The sequence below is a fragment of the Sphingomonas sp. IC4-52 genome, from assembly GCF_020707225.1.
GTDB lineage: Bacteria > Pseudomonadota > Alphaproteobacteria > Sphingomonadales > Sphingomonadaceae > Sphingomonas.
This window is the reverse complement of sequence record NZ_JAJFEU010000003.1, coordinates 355,332-373,981: the sequence shown is the minus strand read 5'-3', so window position 1 is coordinate 373,981 and position 18,650 is coordinate 355,332. Positions and strand designations below refer to the sequence as shown.

15 protein-coding genes are annotated in these 18,650 nt (G+C 63.7%); 9 read left to right on the top strand and 6 right to left on the bottom strand.

Annotated features, from left to right (window positions below; all coding sequences use genetic code 11):
* Window positions 1-3 precede the first annotated feature (3 nt).
* The 4 genes from LK535_RS10700 to LK535_RS10685 form a co-directional block, all read right to left on the bottom strand.
* On the bottom strand, window positions 4-888 hold the full coding sequence (locus LK535_RS10700; protein ID WP_227771933.1) for a transglutaminase family protein: 885 nt from the start codon (window positions 886-888) through the stop codon (window positions 4-6).
* Window positions 889-911: 23 nt separating this feature from the next.
* Window positions 912-3,392, bottom strand: coding sequence for a circularly permuted type 2 ATP-grasp protein (locus LK535_RS10695; protein ID WP_227771881.1), 2,481 nt, complete (start codon window positions 3,390-3,392; stop codon window positions 912-914).
* Window positions 3,393-3,612: 220 nt separating this feature from the next.
* Window positions 3,613-6,114: a DNA ligase D gene (ligD, locus tag LK535_RS10690; protein ID WP_227771880.1), complete on the bottom strand. Its 2,502-nt coding sequence runs from the start codon at window positions 6,112-6,114 to the stop codon at window positions 3,613-3,615.
* A 41-nt stretch (window positions 6,115-6,155) separates the two neighbouring features.
* On the bottom strand, window positions 6,156-7,067 hold the full coding sequence (locus LK535_RS10685) for a Ku protein (protein WP_227771879.1): 912 nt from the start codon (window positions 7,065-7,067) through the stop codon (window positions 6,156-6,158).
* Window positions 7,068-7,151: 84 nt separating this feature from the next.
* On the opposite strand from LK535_RS10685, the gene pdxH reads away from it, so the two are divergent.
* From pdxH to LK535_RS10670, 3 genes are read left to right on the top strand one after another with little or no spacing between them, the layout of a single operon-like run.
* Complete coding sequence (pdxH, locus tag LK535_RS10680; protein ID WP_227771878.1) at window positions 7,152-7,742, top strand: pyridoxamine 5'-phosphate oxidase; 591 nt, start codon at window positions 7,152-7,154, stop codon at window positions 7,740-7,742.
* Window positions 7,739-8,686: a cation diffusion facilitator family transporter gene (locus tag LK535_RS10675; RefSeq protein ID WP_227771877.1), complete on the top strand. Its 948-nt coding sequence runs from the start codon at window positions 7,739-7,741 to the stop codon at window positions 8,684-8,686. The genes pdxH and LK535_RS10675 overlap by 4 nt, the downstream gene beginning before the upstream one ends.
* On the top strand, window positions 8,683-9,474 hold the full coding sequence (locus tag LK535_RS10670; protein ID WP_227771876.1) for a PhzF family phenazine biosynthesis protein: 792 nt from the start codon (window positions 8,683-8,685) through the stop codon (window positions 9,472-9,474). The genes LK535_RS10675 and LK535_RS10670 overlap by 4 nt, the downstream gene beginning before the upstream one ends.
* Window positions 9,475-9,527: 53 nt before the next feature.
* Here the strand turns inward: LK535_RS10670 and mnmA are convergent, their stop codons facing one another.
* The gene (gene mnmA, locus LK535_RS10665; protein ID WP_415837124.1) at window positions 9,528-10,631 is read right to left on the bottom strand and encodes a tRNA 2-thiouridine(34) synthase MnmA; all 1,104 of its coding nucleotides are present in this window, start codon (window positions 10,629-10,631) and stop codon (window positions 9,528-9,530) included.
* Between the two features lie 170 nt (window positions 10,632-10,801).
* Here mnmA and LK535_RS10660 point away from each other — a divergent pair, with 170 nt between their 5' ends.
* The 3 genes from LK535_RS10660 (at window position 10,802) to LK535_RS10650 (ending at window position 11,740) form a co-directional block, all read left to right on the top strand.
* The gene (locus LK535_RS10660) at window positions 10,802-10,990 is read left to right on the top strand and encodes a hypothetical protein (RefSeq protein WP_227771874.1); all 189 of its coding nucleotides are present in this window, start codon (window positions 10,802-10,804) and stop codon (window positions 10,988-10,990) included.
* Between the two features lie 100 nt (window positions 10,991-11,090).
* On the top strand, window positions 11,091-11,390 hold the full coding sequence (locus LK535_RS10655; protein WP_088330758.1) for a DUF1153 domain-containing protein: 300 nt from the start codon (window positions 11,091-11,093) through the stop codon (window positions 11,388-11,390).
* 92 nt (window positions 11,391-11,482) lie between these two features.
* Window positions 11,483-11,740, top strand: a complete 258-nt coding sequence (locus LK535_RS10650; protein WP_227771873.1) for a GlsB/YeaQ/YmgE family stress response membrane protein — start codon at window positions 11,483-11,485, stop codon at window positions 11,738-11,740.
* Window positions 11,741-11,838: 98 nt separating this feature from the next.
* On the opposite strand, the gene LK535_RS10645 is transcribed toward LK535_RS10650, so the two are convergent.
* Window positions 11,839-12,567, bottom strand: coding sequence for an SIMPL domain-containing protein (locus LK535_RS10645; RefSeq protein ID WP_227771872.1), 729 nt, complete (start codon window positions 12,565-12,567; stop codon window positions 11,839-11,841).
* A gap of 214 nt (window positions 12,568-12,781) precedes the next feature.
* On the opposite strand from LK535_RS10645, the gene LK535_RS10640 reads away from it, so the two are divergent.
* The 3 genes from LK535_RS10640 to LK535_RS10630 are packed head-to-tail and all read left to right on the top strand — an operon-like array spanning window position 12,782 to window position 18,537.
* Window positions 12,782-13,963 (top strand): efflux RND transporter periplasmic adaptor subunit, encoded by a 1,182-nt coding sequence (locus LK535_RS10640; protein ID WP_227771871.1) that lies wholly within the window; start codon window positions 12,782-12,784, stop codon window positions 13,961-13,963.
* Window positions 13,964-13,967: 4 nt separating this feature from the next.
* A complete protein-coding gene (locus tag LK535_RS10635) occupies window positions 13,968-17,234 on the top strand; it encodes an efflux RND transporter permease subunit (RefSeq protein ID WP_227771870.1) in 3,267 nt (1,088 codons plus the stop codon).
* Between the two features lie 37 nt (window positions 17,235-17,271).
* Window positions 17,272-18,537 (top strand): DUF445 domain-containing protein, encoded by a 1,266-nt coding sequence (locus LK535_RS10630; protein WP_227771869.1) that lies wholly within the window; start codon window positions 17,272-17,274, stop codon window positions 18,535-18,537.
* Window positions 18,538-18,650 lie beyond the last annotated feature (113 nt).

Below are 18,650 nucleotides of genomic sequence, written 5' to 3'. Positions count from 1 at the left end.
CGGTCAGCCTTCCTCGACGGGCGCGACATCCACGGACACCTGCATTTCCTGCGCACCGGAGCCCAGCACCACGCCGTCGACCGGCGCGATCTCCGCATAATCACGGCCGACCGCCACCACGATATGGTCGCTGGCCATCCAGATCCCGTTGGTGGGATCCAGCCCCACCCAGCCGCGCTCCGGGCCGCACCACAGCAGCACCCAGGCATGGGTTGCGTCCGCTCCCACCAGCCGCTCATGGCCGGGCGGCGGAATGGTGCGGATATAGCCGGAGGCATAAGCCGCCGGCAGGCCAGCGGCGCGCAGGCCGGTGATCATGATCTGCGCGAAATCCTGGCAAACGCCCCGGCGCTTGGCGAAGGCTTCGTGCGGCGGCGTATCGACCAGGGTGGCGGCGGTATCAAACTCGAACTCGCGCTGGATGCGGCGGGCAAGGGCAATGCCGGCTTCCAGCGCATTCCGGCCGGGGTCGAGATCGGGCGCGCAATACGCGGCGATCTCGCAGTCCAGCGGGATAAGGGGGGAGGGGAACAGATAGGCGGAGGGCCCGGCAGCCGAGATGTCGCGGCTGTTGCGGGCCATGGCTGCCACTTCGCCCAACGTCGGATCACCGGCCTCCGGCGCCGGCACCAGGCGATCCACGGTGACTCGCGCAATGCTTTCGATGGTCAGCCTGCGGACTGGTTCGTCCACCGTCAGTCGCGTGACATTGGCAAGTCCCGCCTCTGCCCGCGCCGGCGTGGTCCGGCCGGCGGGCGACACGCGCAGCATATAGGATTCCAGCCGCTGCCCGGCCCAGTCGATCGGCTCAAGCCGCAAGTTGCAGCGCGCGAACTTGACCTGTGCGCCATAATCAAAGCGCGTGATGTGGGCGATGTCGTAAATCATGCTGCTCGGGAAATCGGCTTCGCTCACGCCAGCGTCAGCCCGCCCGCACGAAGCGGTTCTGCGCCTTGCAGGAAATAGCGGCGGGCAATGGCGTCCGAAAGGCTGGCGAGGCGGCGCTCGGTCGTGTCCAGCAGGTCGGCATTGATGGTCGCAGCGCGGGCGACGGAGACCATCGCCTTGAGCTCGGTGGCCTCTGCCTGCTGTTCTTCCGCCATACCATCATCGTGCAACACGGGCAGGGCGCACAGATGTTCCCAGATCCTTTCGACCTGAAAGGCGAGGGCACGGGGATTGCCGGGGTCAAGCGCCACTAGGTCGAGCACCGGAACGCGGGCAAGGCCGGTCAGATAGCGCTGGCGATAGCTGATCTGGCTGTTCGCCAGATCCAGGAGCGTGGACAGATCATCGAGCGAGGCGCCCGGCAGGCCGAACGTGCGGGCCGCGCGCACGGTCGCGAGCGCGCGTTCGATGCGGCGTCCCAGATCGTGGAAGCGCCAGGCAGCGGTTCGACTCATATGTTCGGCGGAAAGGCCCGCAATAGCGGCATAGCGGCGCTGAAGCGATCCGGTTCGATCCAGCATTCCGCGATGCGTCGGGAACGGCGCGTCGAGCAGCCGCACCATGTCGGCGGACAGTCGATCGCGCGACACATTGCCGATCCGCCGCGCCTGCAAGTTCATCTCGGCCACGGATTGCCAGCCGGAATCAACCGATTCCATCGCCGTACGCGCCATCTGCGTCAGGTCGGCCCGCTTCAGCGCCGACGGCAGCGGAGCCGCGCCGGCCGCCGCGAGCATGCCGACCAGCCGACTGACCGTGTCCGGCCCCAGCGCTGCGCCGCCGTCCGCATCGATGGAATTGCCCAGCATCACCCGGATGATCGCCAGCAGCGCCTCGCCGCGCTCCAGATAGCGGCCCAGCCAGTAGAAATTATCGGCGACCCGGCTCGGCAGCGTGCCGGGATTGCGCCGGACGTGATGCGAATCCGGTGCCGGTAGCAGGGACACCGGATCCACCGGCGCGCGGCCATGGATCACGACATCCGCGGACCAATTGCCTTCGCCCATCACGGCGGCGCGTGGATCGGGATGCTCGCCGATCCGACAAAAGCCCCCCGGCAGCACCGTCCATCGCCCGTCCGGGCCGCGCGCCGCGAACACCCGCAAGGTGAAGGGGCGGGCGACCAGCGCCTCGTCGCCTACTACCGGCATGGTCGACAGCCGCACGATCTCCTGACCGACATAATCCTGCGGTCGGCGGTCCAGATCGGCCAGCAGCGTGGCCCGCTGCCCATCGGTCAGGTCGCTCCCCGCGATCGCGGCATCACAGGGCAGGCCCAATGTGCCGCTGCCGAACGCCGGACCGATCAGCAGGTTGGCGAGATCCTCCTCCACCCGCGCGCGCTCGGCCGCCTGGCCGCACCACCAAGTGGCGATGTTGGGCAGACTCAGGTCCGCGCCGGTCAGACGGGTAGACAATTGCGGCAAGAACGCATTCCAGGCCGGTGCTTCCAGCACGCCCGCTCCCGGCGCATTCGCAAGCAGCACGTTGCCCGCAGCATAGGCATCGATCAGGCCGGGAACTCCGATCTTGGAATGGGTGTCGAATGCCAGCGGATCCAGGAAGCGTGGATCAAGCCGGCGCCACAGCGCATCGATCCGCTTCAGCCCGCCGATGGTGCGGACATAAACCTTGTCCTCCAGCGCCGCGAGATCGGCGCCCTCGACCAGCAATAGACCAAGGTAGCGCGCAAGATGCGCTTGCTCGGGATAGCTGGGATTATAGCGGCCCGGCGTCAGCAGGCCGATACGCGGGTCGCTTCGCGGGCAGGCGGCGGCCAGCCCGTCTCGGAATGCCGCGAAAAAGGGTGCGTGCCGCGCGACGTTGAGCCGCGCCTGCAGCCCGCCCAGCGTGCGGCTGACCGCCAGCCGGTTTTCGAGGGCATAGCCCGCGCCCGTCGGCGACCGCAGGTGATCGGCGAGCACCCGCCACTCGCCCGTCGGGCCCCGGCCGAGGTCCACCGCCACAAAATGCAGATGGTGTCCACCCGGCGGCTTCAGGCCGACCAATTGGCGAAGAAAGAACGGGCTTCCCGCGACCAGCCCTGCCGGAACGAGCCCGCGGGCGACCAGCTTCGCTTCGCCGTAAAGATCCGCCAGGATGGTCTCGAACAGGTCGGCGCGCTGCACGATCCCGCGTTCGATGTGGCGCCACTCATCACCGTCGATCAGCAGCGGCACGGGGGACAGTGGCCAGGACCGCTCCTCGGATTCGCCGATGATTCGAAAGCCCGTGCCGATGTCGGCGGCATGGCGCTGCACCCGTTCGCGCGCATGGCCAAGATCGTCGCCGACCAGCGCGGCCAACTCTTCGAACATCGCCAGCCACGGCGCGTCCTCGGCGGCACACAGCACGTCGCCGCCCGCGCCGGCATGGGCCCGGTAGTCGTCAACCCAGCGACGGGCATGCGTCGCGGCACCGAAAAGGGCTGGTTGTGTTGCCAAGCCGGGCTCCTAAGCGGCGCGGACCGTAGCGACGCCGGGCGCCTGCGCAACACGAAAGTACCACCCGGCTCGTGGATCCAGGAGTTGATCGTTCGTCGCCAGCTTCAGGTGGAACAACATAGCCCAAAGGCGTCGGCGCTCGTGCCCGCCCTTCCGCTTCACCACCGGATCGCCGAAGCAGGATCGGCTTGGCCGACGACGGGATGATTACTGCTGACGGTCAAAGATCCGGCAAAACCTGATCCGCGACACCCCAGCCGGCGAGCGCGCGACTGGCGGCGCGCTCGATCAGTTCCTGTGAGGCCAACACGCTCCAGTTCGCGGCCGTTTTGATCTCGCGCAGTTCCGTCCATGATACCGGCGCGGCCACCGGCGCACCAGGGCGGGCTCTTGCTGCATAGGGCATGATTGCGGTGGCTCCCCGCTGGTTCCGCAACCAGTCGATGAAGATACGGCCCTTGCGCTTGGCCTTGCTCATCGTCGCAACGAAGCGGTCCGGCTCTGCCTGGGCCAGTGCTCGTGCGAACCGGTCGGCAAAGCTCTTCACGGCCGGCCACTCCGCTTTGGGCGTTAGCGGCACCACCACATGGATGCCCTTGCCGCCTGACAGCATCGGAAAACTTGTAAGTCCAAGCTCCGCCAGCTGATTTTTTAGATGCTCGGCGGCCTTCTTGGTGTCCTCGAAGTCGAGCCCCTCATCAGGATCCAGGTCGAAAACCAGCCGGTCGGGCTTCTCCAGATGGTCCACCGTGGAGCCCCAGCCATGGAACTCGATGGTGCCCATCTGCACACAGGCAACAAGCCCGTCAGTATCGTCGACCCACAGGTAATTCTCTGTACTTCCGTCCTTTTCCGTAATCGGCACTTGATGGACATGGTCGCCAAACGATCCGGCATCATGCTTCTGGAAGAAGCATTTGCGTGCCCGCCCTTGTGGGCAGCGGACCAGGCTTACCGGCCGCCGCGCAACCCAGGGGAGCATGATGCCGGAAACGGCGGCATAATAATCCGCCAGATCCCCTTTGGTGACGCTCGATTCCGGAAAGATCAGGCGATCACGACTGCTAACCTTGATGCTGCTGGCGGGCGCCGCGGGCACCGGCTGCGGGGTTTCGATGACCACATCTTTTGCATCCTTGTCCCCACGCAGGCCAAGAAAACTGGGATGTCTCAGCAGGTTGTCAGGCGTCGTTTCCGTAAAGGCGATTTCCGCGACCAGCTTCGGGGCGACCCAACGGGCGCCGCGAACGGCCGCACGCCCGATGTTCTTGGGAATTTCGACAGTCGGTGTCTTGCGCTCCAGCTTGGCCAGCTTTGCGCTCAACTCCATCATGAGCTGGTTGGAGAAGCCAGTGCCGACCTTGCCGGCGTAGCGCAGTTTTCCGTTCTCATGCACGCCCAGGAGCAGCGAGCGAAATCCCCGCGACTTGTCCGATCGGGTCCAGCCGACGATGATGAATTCCTGCCGCCGCGTGCATTTGATCTTGAGCCAGGCTTTCGTGCGAGACCCGCGGTAGGGTGCGTCGGCTTGTTTCGAAACGATCCCTTCCATGCCCTCCTGACACATGCGCTCGAACAACTGCTCGCCAGAGCCAATCACATGCTCGCTGAATTGCAGGCGTTCGGATCCCGGGAGGAGAGGGCGCAGCCGCTCCTTGCGCTGCACATTGGGCAACGGCCGAAGATCCTCGCCATTCATTTCGAGCAGGTCGAATGCGAAGAAGGTCATCTCCCCGCCTGACGAGATCGCGTTCTTCAACGTCGAGAAATCCGGGCGACCATCCTTGAAGGCAACAATTTCGCCATCAATCAGTGCGTTGTCGACGTTGAGCTGTGCAGCGGCCGCCGCGATCGCCGAAAACTTGTCAGTCCAGTCAAGCCCGTTACGGGTGTAAACCTTGGCTGTCCCGCTGCCTACGGCGATGAGGGCGCGATAGCCATCATATTTCATCTCGTGCAGCCATGCGGAACCAGAGGGCACGGTATCCACGAGCGTGCACAGTTGGGGTTCTGAAAAGGCCGGCGGTTTCGTGCCTGATCCCGCGCGTGCCTTACGCTGTCGCGGTTTCCCGGAACCTGCCTTTGCAGCGCCTTTCGCTGCTTTGGGCGCTCCCGTCTCACTTCGTTTCGACTGTTTCAGACGGGCCGGTTTGTCGTCGGCGATTTCCTGCATGGTTCGGCCGGTGGCTACGCTTGTCAGGCCGGTCTCCACCAGCATGTCTGTCCCGCCTGCATAGGCATCGTCGATCTTGCGAAGCAGCCAGTTTTCACGCTTCTCCCTGCCGCGTGGCTTCAGTCGGATCAGCAGCCATTCGCCCTTCATTCGCTCGCCATCGAGGACGAAGTGGAGGTGCCCTTTTTCCAGATCCTTGGCCGATTTTCCCTTGATGACGGACCAGGTGCCGCGATCCCACAACATGACGGTGCCGCCGCCATATTCCCCCTTCGGGATCGTGCCTTCGAAAGTGGCATAGCCAAGCGGGTGATCCTCGGTCCGCACGGCGAGACGCTTTTCGTTGGGATCGAGGCTGGGCCCGCGGGTGACGGCCCAGCTTTTCAGCACGCCGTCCAGCTCCAGGCGAAAGTCCCAGTGCAACCGCGTCGCGTCATGCTTCTGAACGATGAAGCTGTTGCCATTGCCCGGCGCCAGTGTGCCCGCCGGCTCTGCGGTCTTCGCGAAATCGCGCTTGGCGTTGTATAGGGCGAGAGGATCGGTGCTCATGTTTCAGCCTCGATGCAGGCAGGGGGGCGCCGGAAAGCGGCTCAGGCGCGCTTCCTTGCGGCCGGTTTCCTTGTGGAAGCGGCCTTGTCGGGCGCATCTTTGGCCGGCGCTTTCTTCGCGGGCACCTTCTTCGCCGCCGGTTTTGTCGATGACGACGCGCCGCCTGATTTCTCCATCGACTTCTTCAAGGCTGCCATCAGATCGACGACGTTGGACGCCGATCGGCCACCGCCTTCATCCTCGTCGATGATCTTGCGGTTCGACTTCTGCTTGCGCTTGCGTTCGATCAGGTCCTTCAGCGCGTCCACGTACCGATCGTGGAACTCCTGCGGATCGAAGGCGGCGCTCTTCTTTTCGATCAGCGCTTCGGCGAGTTCCAGAAGCTCATTATCGGGCTTCTCATCTGGGATCTCACGAAAATAGCTCTGGGCGCGATTGACTTCGTCGGCGTAGCGGAGCGTTTCGAGGATCATGCCACGGCCGCAGGGCTTCAGGCTGACGACATATTCCCGCCCGCGCATGGCGAGTTGGCCGAGCCCGACCTTCTTGGTGCGCTTGAGCGCCTCTCGCAGGACGATGAATGCCTCTTCCGCAAGGTCATCAGCCGGCACGACGAAATACGGCTTCTCGTAATAGAGAACGTCGATGTCGCTCGCATCGACGAACTGGGTGAGTTCAAGGGTTTTCTTGGACTCCAGCTTCACCGAGTCGATCTCATCCTGGTCGAGCAGGACATATTCGTTCTTCTCAATCTCGAACCCCTTCATGATATCGTCGGGATCGACCGGCCCCACGCCCTCGGCCACTTTCTCGTAGTGGATCGGTTTGCCGGTCGGCTCGTGGATCTGGCGAAACTTGACGGCGGCGCCGGATTTGGTCGCCGAGTAGATCTCGACCGGGATCGAGACGAGCGCGAGGCGGATCTGTCCCTGCCAATATGCGCGAGCGGGCATGATGGAGCCTTTGTCGTTGCGAGGCCGATTCAAATCCCGGCGCCGGGAGTCGTTCCGCAATATGTACGGTGCTAAGGCGTGGGCATGACCACCGATCCCTTCACCCTGTTCGACACCTGGTTCACCGAGGCACGCGGCAATGAGCCCAATGATCCCAATGCCATGGCGCTGGCTACCGCGGACGCAAGCGGTCGCCCGGCGGTGCGGATGGTGCTGCTGAAGGGGCACGGGCCCGACGGGTTCGTTTTCTACACCAATCGCGGGAGCCGGAAGGCAGAGGATCTTGCGGCCAATGCGCAGGCGGCACTCCTTTTTCATTGGAAGTCGTTGCGACGCCAGATCCGGATCGAAGGTGCGGTAAGCCTGGTCACGGAGGCGGAAAGCGATGCTTACTTCGCATCGCGCGGCCGCGATTCGCAGCTGGGTGCATGGGCATCCGAACAGTCCCGACCGCTGGCCGCGCGCTCGATCTTCGAGGCACGCTTTGATGCGATGCAGTTCCGGTTTGAGGGAGGGGAGGTGCCGCGGCCGCCGCATTGGGGCGGATACCGGGTGGTGCCCGACCGCATTGAGTTTTGGCAGGACCGCGCACATCGACTACATGAGCGTCGATTGTTTACGCGCACCGATACGGATGGTGGCGCAAGCTGGATCGAAGGCCTCCTATACCCATGACGCGCGAAGAACGCCGCCGTATCATTCCGTTCGCGATGCGTGCGGCGCTGGCGAGCGTCGCGACCGCGACGTTCCTGCTCGCGTTGAAAAGCTATGCCGCATGGCATACCGGGTCGGTGGCGATGCTGGGCAGTCTCGCCGATACTGGTCTCGACCTGCTCGCCAGCCTGGTGACGCTATATGGCGTCAAGGTTGCCGCGGAGCCGGCCGATCATGATCATCGGTTCGGCCACGGCAAGGCCGAGGCGCTTGCCGCGCTGTTCCAGGTCGTGCTGATTACCGCTTCGGCAATCGGGATCGCGGCACGCGCGATTGAGCGCCTTTCCAATCCGCAGGTGAACGAGGATGCGTCGCTTGGCATCGGCGTGTCACTTGTTGCGATCGTGGCAACCTTCGCGCTGCTCGCTTACCAGCGCAGCGTTATCCGTCGTACCGGATCGGTCGCGATCCTGGCCGACAATGTCCACTATCAATCCGACGTGCTGCTGAACGTGGCCGTTATCGCCGCACTCGTGCTCGACCAGTTCATGGGAGTGGCTGGCGCAGACCCGGTGTTCGGCATCGCGATCGCCTTGTGGCTTGTGTGGGGCGCCTTCAAGGCGTCCAGCCAGGCGATCGACATGCTGATGGACAAGGAATGGCCTGACGACCAACGTGCGGCGTTCATCGAGATCGCGGCTCGGCAGCCAGGAATCCGCGGCATCCACGACTTCCGGACGCGGCGAGCGGGAACCCACGATTTCGCGCAATTCCACATGGAGGTCGACCGCAACCTTACGGTCGCGGCGGCTCATGATATCGTTGAAAGCGTCGAACGGCGCCTGCGGGATGTCTTCCCTCGCGTTGAAGTTCTGATCCACCTCGATCCTGAAGGGCATGTGGATACAGACAATCCGCTCGTCGAAGCCGACGTCACCCCCCACTGGTTCGGAAAGCGCATATGAGGATCCCGTTCGCTCAGATCGACGCCTTTGCGGATCAGCCGTTTACCGGCAATCCGGCGGCAGTGATGCCTCTTTCCTCCTGGCTCGACGATGCTACGCTTCAGGCGATCGCGGCGGAAAACAACCTGTCGGAAACGGCTTTTCTGGTTCCGTCGCAAGGCGAGGCTGACTTCGAATTGCGCTGGTTCACGCCGGCTGCCGAAGTGGCACTATGCGGGCACGCCACCCTGGCGAGCGGGCACTTCGTGCTTTCCTCGGACACTAGCCGGCACTCGGTTCGCTTTGTCACCCGTCAGGCGGGCGTGCTGGAAGTCACGCGTCGCGGGCCAGCGTATGAAATGGCGCTGCCCGCTTGGGCTCCAGAGCCGAAGCCGATGGACGATATCGTTGCTGCGCTAGGAGTGACGGCGCGCGAGACGCTGTGGCATGAAAAGGGATACGCCCTTGTCATCGTGGACGACGAGGCAGCGGTGCGCGCAGCGGCGCCTGATGCCCGCGCGCTGAAGAGTTTAGGCCCGATCGTTCACATCGTGGCTGCGCCCGGTGAAACCGCGCAGGTGGTCAGTCGGGTCTTCACAGAGTATTTCGACATCCCGGAGGACCCCGTCACGGGATCCGCCCACGCGGTGATGGTGCCCTATTGGGCGCAGGTGATTGGAAGCGACACCTTTTCTGCATTCCAGGCGAGCGCGCGAGGTGGGCGGATCGGCTGTCGTCTGGATGGCGAACGTGTAGTGCTGACTGGTTCGTGTATTACCATGATCGAGGGCACGTTCTTGTTGCCCTGACGTTGGGCTGACGAACCGGCGTGCTGGCGTGCCTGTTGGTCGCCAGTCGGCCGTCAGCCCGCCAGCGCCGCGCTTTCCGTTTCGGCAATCCATCCACCTCCGAGAACGCGATCACCGTCATACAATACCGCTGCCTGCCCCGGTGCGACTCCATATTCCGGCGCATCGAATATGAGGTGATCACCTCGCAACCGCGCCGGAACCGGCCGCGCCATGGAGCGAACCTTTGCGGTCAGCGGCCGATCCAGTGGTCCCAGGATGTTGAGATCGGTCAGGCGAGCAACGCCGACCGCAAGCGCAGTGCGCGGGCCCACCACCACGCGGCGCGCGTCGGGCTCCAATCTGATGACGTATAGCGGTTCCGGCTGGCCGCCGATGTCGAGGCCACGGCGCTGACCGACGGTGTAGTGGATGATGCCGCTGTGGCGGCCGAGAACACGCCCGCTCATGTCTACGATCTCTCCCCCGTCAACGGCCGTGGGACGCAGTTTCCGCACCAGGCCGGCATAATCACCGTCCGGAACAAAGCAGATGTCCTGGCTGTCAGGCTTTGCAGCAACACCGAGACCCATTTCTGCGGCGATCGCACGCACGCGATCCTTGGGCATGCCGCCCAAGGGGAACCGTAGAAAATCAAGCTGGGCCGGGGTGGTCGCGAACAGGAAGTAACTCTGATCGCGCGCGGGATCGATGGCGCGGTGCAGTTCTGGGCCGTCGGCGCCGATCAGGCGCCGGACATAATGGCCCGTCGCGAGGCAATCTGCCCCAAGATCGCGCGCGAGCGCGAACAGATCGGTGAATTTCGGCCCCATGTTGCACTGGACGCAGGGAATGGGGGTGCGGCCGGCCAGATATTCATCAGCGAAGCGATCGACCACCTGCGTGCGAAAGCTGCTTTCATGATCAAATACGTAATGTGCGATGCCGAGTTGGTCGCATACCGCCCGTGCGTCCCGGATGTCGCGTCCGGCGCAGCAGGCGCCCGCGCGCGCGGTTGCTTCCCCGTGGTCGTACAGTTGCAAGGTGACGCCGATCGTTTCGGCGCCGCTCGCCTTGGCAAGAGCAGCTACAACGGAACTGTCGACGCCGCCGGACATGGCGACGACGATGCGCCGTCCGGCAGCGCTGCCGGACATCTGGAAATCACCGATATCGATCACGGCGAGGCCGATAGCACATTTCATGTTGATGGTGAACGCGACGAACCGTCGCGAGCTTTACGGACCCTTCACTTCATGGCGCGTACAGGGGTGCTTCCGACGATGAAGCACGAGGGATCGGCCCAGGCGTGGATTTGAGTTTTGCCCTTTTTGACCGACGGGCCCCGTTGGTCGAGCTACCTAGCGACCTCGCGGTGCTGCTGGTGGAGATGACGGCGCGTCAGGCGGCGTCGCCGACGGCCACCATCTATGCCCGATCTGCAAGGGTGCGGCTCGACTCCCCCTTGTTTGCTCCCGTCGACGGGGCGTTCAACGGTTCTGTTGCGAAGGTGATGATGCAGTGGAAGGATGAGTGACCACCTGTTTACCGCGCATCGTTAATGCGCTTTCAGGCGGTAAGCGCACCGTAGTTTCATCAAGTGGAGAGGGGGCCCCGCCCCGAACCGAGGTTAAGCCATGATCGAGAACCAGAAAATTCGTCCGGCCCGCGTGATCGGCCCGCTCGGAGAGCCATTGACGCTCGACACCCTCCCGCCGCCGAACACTACGCGTTGGGTTGTCCGCCGCAAGGCCGAAGTCGTGGCGGCGGTGAACGGCGGGCTGCTGACCGTTGATGAAGTGTGCAACCGCTACGGTTTGACGGTCGAGGAGTTTGCCAGCTGGCAGCGCGCGATCGACCGCTCGGGTATGCCCGGGCTGCGGGTGACGCGCATCCAGCACTACAAGTCCCTCTACGAGCGGCAGCAGAAGTTCTGAGGGCGGGTTACGGGCCCGGAACAAATGTTGCGTGTCAAGAGTCTTTTCCCCAGCGCCCGGCCGTTCGGGCCGTTAACGCAGGGGAGTGAGTCATGGGTATTATTCTCTGGTTGATCGTCGGCGGCGTGATTGGCTGGCTGGCCAGCATCATCATGCGCACCGATGCTCAGCAAGGTATTTTTCTCAACATCGTCGTCGGCATCGTCGGCGCGTTCATTGGCGGCCTGATCATCTCGGGCGGTTCGATCAACAGCGCGCCGCTGACGCTTACGTCGTTCCTGGTTTCGCTGCTTGGTGCGGTGATCCTGCTTGCGATTGTTAACCTCGCCCGTCGTGGTCGCGTTCGCTAAGCGAATTGAGATTGGATAGAACAACGGCCGCCCGGAAACGGGCGGCCGTTTTCTTTCGGCTAGTCTGACCGGGGCGTCGGGCCAGACTGCGATGATCGTTATTTCAACAGGAAGCGCACCGTGACCGTCGCGCTAACATTGGTTTCCCCCGGCAGAACTTGCGTTTGTGCGTCGGACGCCATTTCGGCCCGCGCGTAAAGCACTGGCGGGCGCGGGTTGTTGCCGCGGTCCTCGCCTGCCTCACCGATCGCTACGATGCGGTCAACCCGAAGCCCGGCCGCTTCAGCGTAAAGCGCAGCGCGCGCTCTGGCCCGCTTGACCGCCTCTACTCTGGCTGCGTCGAGTGCTGCTTCGGGCTTGTCGATGGCCATCTGCGGCCCGTCGATCTGATTGGCGCCTGCCTTCACCAGCGCATCAAGCACCGCGCCGCTCTTTGCCACATCACGAAACTTCACGGAAACAGTGTTCGACGCCTGGTATCCGGTGATGACCGGCGGCTGGTTCTCGCCGTAGCGATATTGTGGAGAAAGGCCGACATTGGCGGTCATGATGTCTCGTGGCGCCACACCTGCGGCGCGAAGCGCGGCAACCACGCGTTCCATCCGGCTCGCATTGTCTGCAAGAGCTGCCGCCGCAGTCGGCGATTGCGTAACGACGCCGGCGCGGACCGTCGCCACATCGGGCACCCGCGACACCTCTCCAGTTGCAACCACGTCCAGCACGGTCGCCTCCGGCAGGATCGGCACCGCTGCCGTGGATTGCGCTGCAGCAGGCAAGGCCACCGGAATGAGGGCGGCCAGAGCAAGTGTGGCAATCGTGTAACGCATCGTCCGAAATCTCCGGTTTGGAACGGTTGGGCCCTAGTGCAGACCGATTGATCAACGCAGGCTGAACGGCTCGCCGCTTGCCGCGCCCCGTCGAATCTGCCATGCGGCATTGGGGCAAAACCGGTGCTTGAGCCCGGTGACTTATTCATATAACACAGCTGCAGATCAATGTAGTGCCGGTTGCCGCAAGCCGCCGGAGCGGGATGTAGGGCGCATGAATTATCAGACGGGCGGGTTGAGTGGGGAGACCGTTTTGATCGAGGCGCCGGATGATCCCGTCGCCCGCCGGCGGCGCCGCATTCTCGTAATCGCGCTAGTCGCCGCCGTCGTGATTGCCCTGGGCGCCTTCTTCTTCACGCGCGGCGGCGAGAAGCCGGCTGCGGCTAGCGCTGCCTCGGATCAAGCGCCTCGTGTGACAGTCGTTGTTCCCGGGAGCGGGGCGGTTGCGCGCACGATCAACGCGAACGGCACGCTGGCGGCTCGTCGTGAGATGCCCGTTGGCGTGGCAGGCGAGGGCGGCATGGTCACTCGTGTGCTGGTGGAGCCGGGGCAGTGGGTGCAGGCGGGACAGGTGCTGGCGCTGGTCGACCGTTCGGTCCAGACCCAGACGGCGCAGAGTTTGGCCGCTCAGGTGAACGTCGCCCAGGCAGATCTGACCTTGGCACAGGCAGAGTTGCAGCGCGCCCAGCAGCTAGTTGACCGTGGCTTTATCAGCCAGGCGGACGTGCAGCGCCGCATTGCGACCCGCGATGCGGCGGCCGCACGCCTGAAGGTTGCGGCTGCTTCTGCCGCCGAGCAACGCGCACGCAACCAGCGCTTGGACATCCGCGCGCCTGCTGCCGGTCTGGTCCTCACTCGTCAGGTCGAGCCGGGCCAGATTATCAGCTCAGCGTCGGGCACGCTCTTCCGCATGGCCAAGGGCGGGGAACTGGAGATGCGCGCCCAGTTGCCGGAGGATGATCTGGCGGCGCTGCCGGTTGGCGCGCGCGCGATGGTAACGCCGGTAGGCAGCGATCGCTCCTTCGAGGGCCAGGTGTGGCAAGTTTCGCCAGTCATCGATCCGCAGACCCGTCAGGGAATCGCGCGGATCGCGCTGCGCTATGATCCGGCGCTTCGCCCGGGTGGCTTCGCATCGGCGGTGATCGTCGGCGGGGATGCCAGCATGCCTGGCCTGCCGCAGTCTGCAATCCTTAGCGACGAAAAGGGCAATTTCGTCTATGTCGTCGACAAGGACAATGTCGTGCGTCGTCGTGATGTGCGCCTTGGCACGGTCAGCGATAACTCGGTTGCGATCGCGTCCGGGCTCGACGGCAGCGAACGTGTGGTGGTTTCCGCAGGCGCATTCCTGAACCCCGGGCAGAAGATCGCCCCGGTTCTCGGCAAGCCGGGAGAGTGACGGCATGAACTTCCGCAACATTTCGGCCTGGTCGATCCGAAATCCGGTTCCGATTATCGTTCTGTTCGTGATCCTGACGGTCGCCGGCATCGTCAGCTTCATTCGCATGGACATCAACCGGGAGCCGGACATCGATTTCCCGGCCGTTGCGGTTGAGATCACACAGCCGGGTGCGGCGCCCAGCGAATTGGAAACCCAGGTCACGCAGCGCGTCGAGGCGGCCGTGCGAACCGTGGAAGGCGTGGACGAACTGCAATCCTTCGTCAGCGAGGGCAATTCCACGACTATGGTGCAGCTCGACATCGGAACGCCGGTGGACCGGGCAGTCAACGAAGTACGGGATGCCGTAACTCAGATCAGGTCGAACCTGCCCGAAGGCATTCTTGAACCGCAGATCAGCCGCGTGAAGATCAACGACGATGATCTTGGCAGCTATTCGGCGATCGCTACCGACATGACGGTGGAACAGCTCAGCTGGTACATCGACAACACCGTCACCAAGGAATTGCTGTCGATCGAGGGCATGGGCGGCGTCGAGCGGAATGGCGGTGTCGATCGCGAAATACGCGTGATCCTCGATCCGGCGAAGCTCGCGGCTTACGGTTTGACAGCGACGCAGATCAACCAGCAGCTGCGGCAGGTAAACCTGAACGCAGCCGGCGGCCGCGCCGAAGTCGCGGGCGCAGAGCAGTCAGTTCGCGTACTCGGCAACGCAAGAGACGCCTATGATCTGGGCGAGACACAGATCATCGCCGGCAACGGCCGCACCATCAAGCTTAGCGCGGTCGCCACCGTACGCGACTTGTATGCCGAGCAGCGCACGGCAGCGGGCGTGGACGGCAAGCCGGTCATCACTTTCGATTTCAAACGCGCGAAGGGCTATTCGGAAGTTACCGTCTTCCGTGAGGCACAGAAGAAGCTGGCGGAGCTGGAAAAGCGCAATCCGCAGGTCAAGTTCCAGTTGCGGATCGACGGCTCCAAATATGCGGTCGAGCAATATAAGAGCGCCATTCACGCGATGATTGAGGGCGCGGTGCTCGCCGTCTTCATCGTGTTCCTGTTCCTGCGCGACAAGCGAGCGACCTTCATCTCCGCGCTCGCCATTCCGCTCTCGGCCGTCCCGGCCTTCTGGTTCATGGACCTGATGGGCTTTTCGCTGAACAGCATGACGCTGCTTGCATTGAGCCTCGTTGCCGGTGTGCTGGTCGATGACGCGATCGTGGAGATTGAGAACATCGTCCGCCATATGCGCATGGGTAAATCGGCCTATCAGGCGTCGATCGATGCTGCGGACGAGATCGGCCTTGCCGTGCTGGCGACCACCATGGCAATTGTCGCGGTGTTCCTGCCAGTGGGCTTGATGCCGGGCGTTTCCGGGCAGTTCTTCAAGAATTTCGGCCTAACGGTCGTCGTCGCAGTGCTGATGAGCCTTGCCGTGGCTCGCATGATCACGCCTATGATCGCGGCCTATTTCCTGAAATCCGCCGGGCCGGAGTCACACGGCGAAGGCCGCCTCATGGATCTTTATATGGGCGTCCTGCGCTGGACGCTCGATCCGGGTAAGTCGCTGGCCGTTCGGGCGCGTGGCGGCATTCGGCGCGTCACCGGCTACCTCCATGATCACCGCATATGGACGGTCGGTATTGGCGGCCTCGCCTTCGTGCTCACCGTGCTGGGCTTCGCAAGCCTGCCGATGCAGTTCCAGCCCTCCGTTGACCAGGAGCGTTCCACTGTCACCATCACCATGGCGCCGGGAGCCACACTGGCGCAGACTCAGCGGGTGGTGAACGAGGTCTACGACCTGCTCAGCCAGCAACCGGAAGTGGACACGACCTATACGCGAACTTTCGTGGGTAATGGCCGTGTCACCGTACAGTTCAAGGAAAAGCCGAGCCTGAACGATCGTATCGGCGCCATTTTCGGCAAGGATATCGGTGACAAGCGGCAGAAGACCTCGACGGAGTTCGAGCGTGCGCTCGCGCCGGCCTTGGCGAAGATCCCCGACGCACGGGTCAACTTCCAATCGCAGTTCGGCTGGGGCGACAACAACCGGGACGTGTCTGTTACGTTAGGTAGCGATGATCCGGTGTTGTTGCGGCAAACGGCGGACACGATCGTTCGCGACATGGCGAAGATCCCCGGCTTCCTCGCGCCGCGCATCGCCGGCGATCTCAACCGACCGGAAATCGTCATCAAGCCGCGGCTCGATCTCGCCGCAGATCTGGGTGTGACGACCAGTGCGCTGTCCAATGCGATCCGGATCGCGACGCTTGGCGACATCGATCAGAACAGCGCGCGGTTCTCGCTGAACGATCGACAGATTCCGATCCGCGTCGCCTTCGACCAATCATCACGCACCCGAATGGCGACCATCCGCAACCTGCCGGTGCCGACGCAAAATGGCGGGTCGGTGCCCTTGTCGGTCGTTGCAGACATCGGTTTCGGTTCTGGTCCCACCAAGATCAACCGGCTCAATCAGCAACGTCAGCTCACGATCGGGGCGGATCTCGCTCCGGGTCTGATCCTGTCGGATGCGATGAAGCAGGTGAGCCAGCTGCCCTCGATGAAGAACCTGCCGCTGGGCGTGCAGCAGATGAGCGTTGGCCAGGCCAAGTGGCAAATGGAGATGCTGATCAACTTCGTCATCGCGGTGGTGGCGGGCGTGTTCCTCGTTTTCTCCGTTCTGGTGTTGCTGTACCGCCGCTTGCTCCCACCTCTGGTGAATATGGGGTCGCTGCTGCTTGCGCCTCTGGGCGGCGTGATTGCGCTCATCATTACCGGCCACCCGCTCTCTATGCCGGTGTTCATCGGCTTGCTGATGTTGCTCGGCATTGTTGCGAAGAACTCGATTCTGCTGATCGACTTCGCGCTGGAGGAAATGCACGCGGGCGTGCCGATCTATGATGCGGTGGTTGATGCCGGGCACAAGCGCGCGCAGCCAATCGTTATGACCACGGTTGCAATGGTCGCGGGCATGGTGCCAACGGCGCTTGCACTGACTGGTGACGGTGCCTGGCGAGCGCCGATGGGCATCGTCGTGATTGGTGGCCTCATCGTCTCCACCCTGCTGACGCTTCTGATCGTGCCGGCATCGTTCAGCCTGTCGATCGGCATCGAGCGCCGCGTGGGGCCGTGGCTGGGTCGAAAGCTGCTCACGTACCAGCCCGGCGACGATGGTGTGCCCGCGATCGATCACGCGGCGACGGGCGGCTCGCTGCCACCGCCGCCTGGACGTATTGGCTATCGCGACGGCGACGTTCCCGCGGAATGACGCTTGAACAAACCCCCGCCTGGGGGATTGTTCGGGCATGATTCCTGTTGCGCTACGGCGCCCATCGCCGACCAGTGCGCCCGTCGGGCTCGTGCGCATGCGCGTGATCGCAACGGGAATGCTGATCGTCATGGCGGCGGCATTCCTGTTGGCGCGGGCACTTGATGACGTTCATCCCGCCTGGGGCTTTGTTCGAGCGTTCGCGGAAGCCGCGATGGTCGGCGGCTTGGCCGATTGGTTTGCCGTAACGGCGCTTTTCCGTCACCCGCTCGGTCTGCCGATCCCGCACACCGCCATCATCCCGCGAAACAAGGACCGGATCGGCGACCAGCTCGCCACGTTCCTGCGGGACTATTTCCTTATTCCGGTGGTGGTCGCACGCCGCATGCGGCGAATGGACGTGGCGAGCGCTGCCGGTCGCTGGCTTGCGAGTCCCTCGGCGGGCAGCCGGCGTGTCACCCGCGGCGCCTCCCGCTTGGCAGTGGAGGTGCTCCAGGCCCTCGATCAGGAACGGCTCGGGGGAATGGTGCGCGGGGCAATGGTTCAGCAGGTCCGGCGGATCGAACTGTCGCCGCTGCTGGGGCGCGCGCTCGAGGCTGCTATGGCAGAGAGCCGGCACCAGCCGATCCTCGACGGGATCGTTCGATGGGCAGGAAGAGTGCTGGAGGCGAACCAACAGGTCGTGCGCAACATGGTGCATGAGCGTGCCGGCACCATCCTGCGCTGGACCGGGCTCGACGAGACGATTGCAAACAAGATCATCGATGGGCTGGACAAGATGCTGGCCGACATGGCCGAGCAACCCGATCACCCGCTGCGTGCCAAGGCGGAGGAGGGGTTGGCGACGCTTGCCCGCGATCTCCAGCACAAGCCGGAGATGCAGGAGCGAGTGGAGGCATTGAAGCTCGCTTTGCTCAAGAATCCGGCCATGCAAAGCTGGATCAACGGTCTGTGGGAACAGGCGCGACATGCGATGCTGCGCGCCGCGCGCGATCCCGAGCGGCTTCTGTCTGGCGGTATCGGCGACATGCTTCGTCAGCTGGGACAAACGCTGGAAGACGATGCGCGGCTTCGTAACACCTTGAACCGCTATGTTCGCCGCGTCGCGGTGGGAACGGCCGCGGATTATGGCGATGTGATCGTGGGCCTTGTGTCGGAGACGGTGCGCGGATGGGATGCGCAGACGATCACACAGCGCCTGGAACATTCGGTGGGCAAGGACCTCCAGTTCATCAGGATCAACGGGACGCTTGTAGGCGGCGCAGTCGGCCTGGCCATCCATTCAGTGGACGTGCTGCTCTAGGACGCTGCTTAGAGATGCGGGCGACCAAAGCTTGGTCTGCGCTCGCCGGCCGCCGCATGACGTTCATGCAACAACCGGACGCACTGTACGTTCGTCTTGCCGAGCTGCGGAGT

Coding starts and splice junctions, on each gene's coding strand:
- LK535_RS10655 (WP_088330758.1), top strand. CDS start 11,091: ATGATCGAGAACCAGAAAATTCGTCCGGCCCGCGTGATCGGCCCGCTC.
- LK535_RS10675 (WP_227771877.1), top strand. CDS start 7,739: ATGACGCGCGAAGAACGCCGCCGTATCATTCCGTTCGCGATGCGTGCG.
- LK535_RS10635 (WP_227771870.1), top strand. CDS start 13,968: ATGAACTTCCGCAACATTTCGGCCTGGTCGATCCGAAATCCGGTTCCG.
- LK535_RS10630 (WP_227771869.1), top strand. CDS start 17,272: ATGATTCCTGTTGCGCTACGGCGCCCATCGCCGACCAGTGCGCCCGTC.
- LK535_RS10700 (WP_227771933.1), bottom strand. CDS start 888: ATGATTTACGACATCGCCCACATCACGCGCTTTGATTATGGCGCACAG.
- LK535_RS10670 (WP_227771876.1), top strand. CDS start 8,683: ATGAGGATCCCGTTCGCTCAGATCGACGCCTTTGCGGATCAGCCGTTT.
- LK535_RS10685 (WP_227771879.1), bottom strand. CDS start 7,067: ATGCCCGCTCGCGCATATTGGCAGGGACAGATCCGCCTCGCGCTCGTC.
- ligD (WP_227771880.1), bottom strand. CDS start 6,114: ATGAGCACCGATCCTCTCGCCCTATACAACGCCAAGCGCGATTTCGCG.
- LK535_RS10650 (WP_227771873.1), top strand. CDS start 11,483: ATGGGTATTATTCTCTGGTTGATCGTCGGCGGCGTGATTGGCTGGCTG.
- LK535_RS10645 (WP_227771872.1), bottom strand. CDS start 12,567: ATGCGTTACACGATTGCCACACTTGCTCTGGCCGCCCTCATTCCGGTG.
- pdxH (WP_227771878.1), top strand. CDS start 7,152: ATGACCACCGATCCCTTCACCCTGTTCGACACCTGGTTCACCGAGGCA.
- LK535_RS10640 (WP_227771871.1), top strand. CDS start 12,782: ATGAATTATCAGACGGGCGGGTTGAGTGGGGAGACCGTTTTGATCGAG.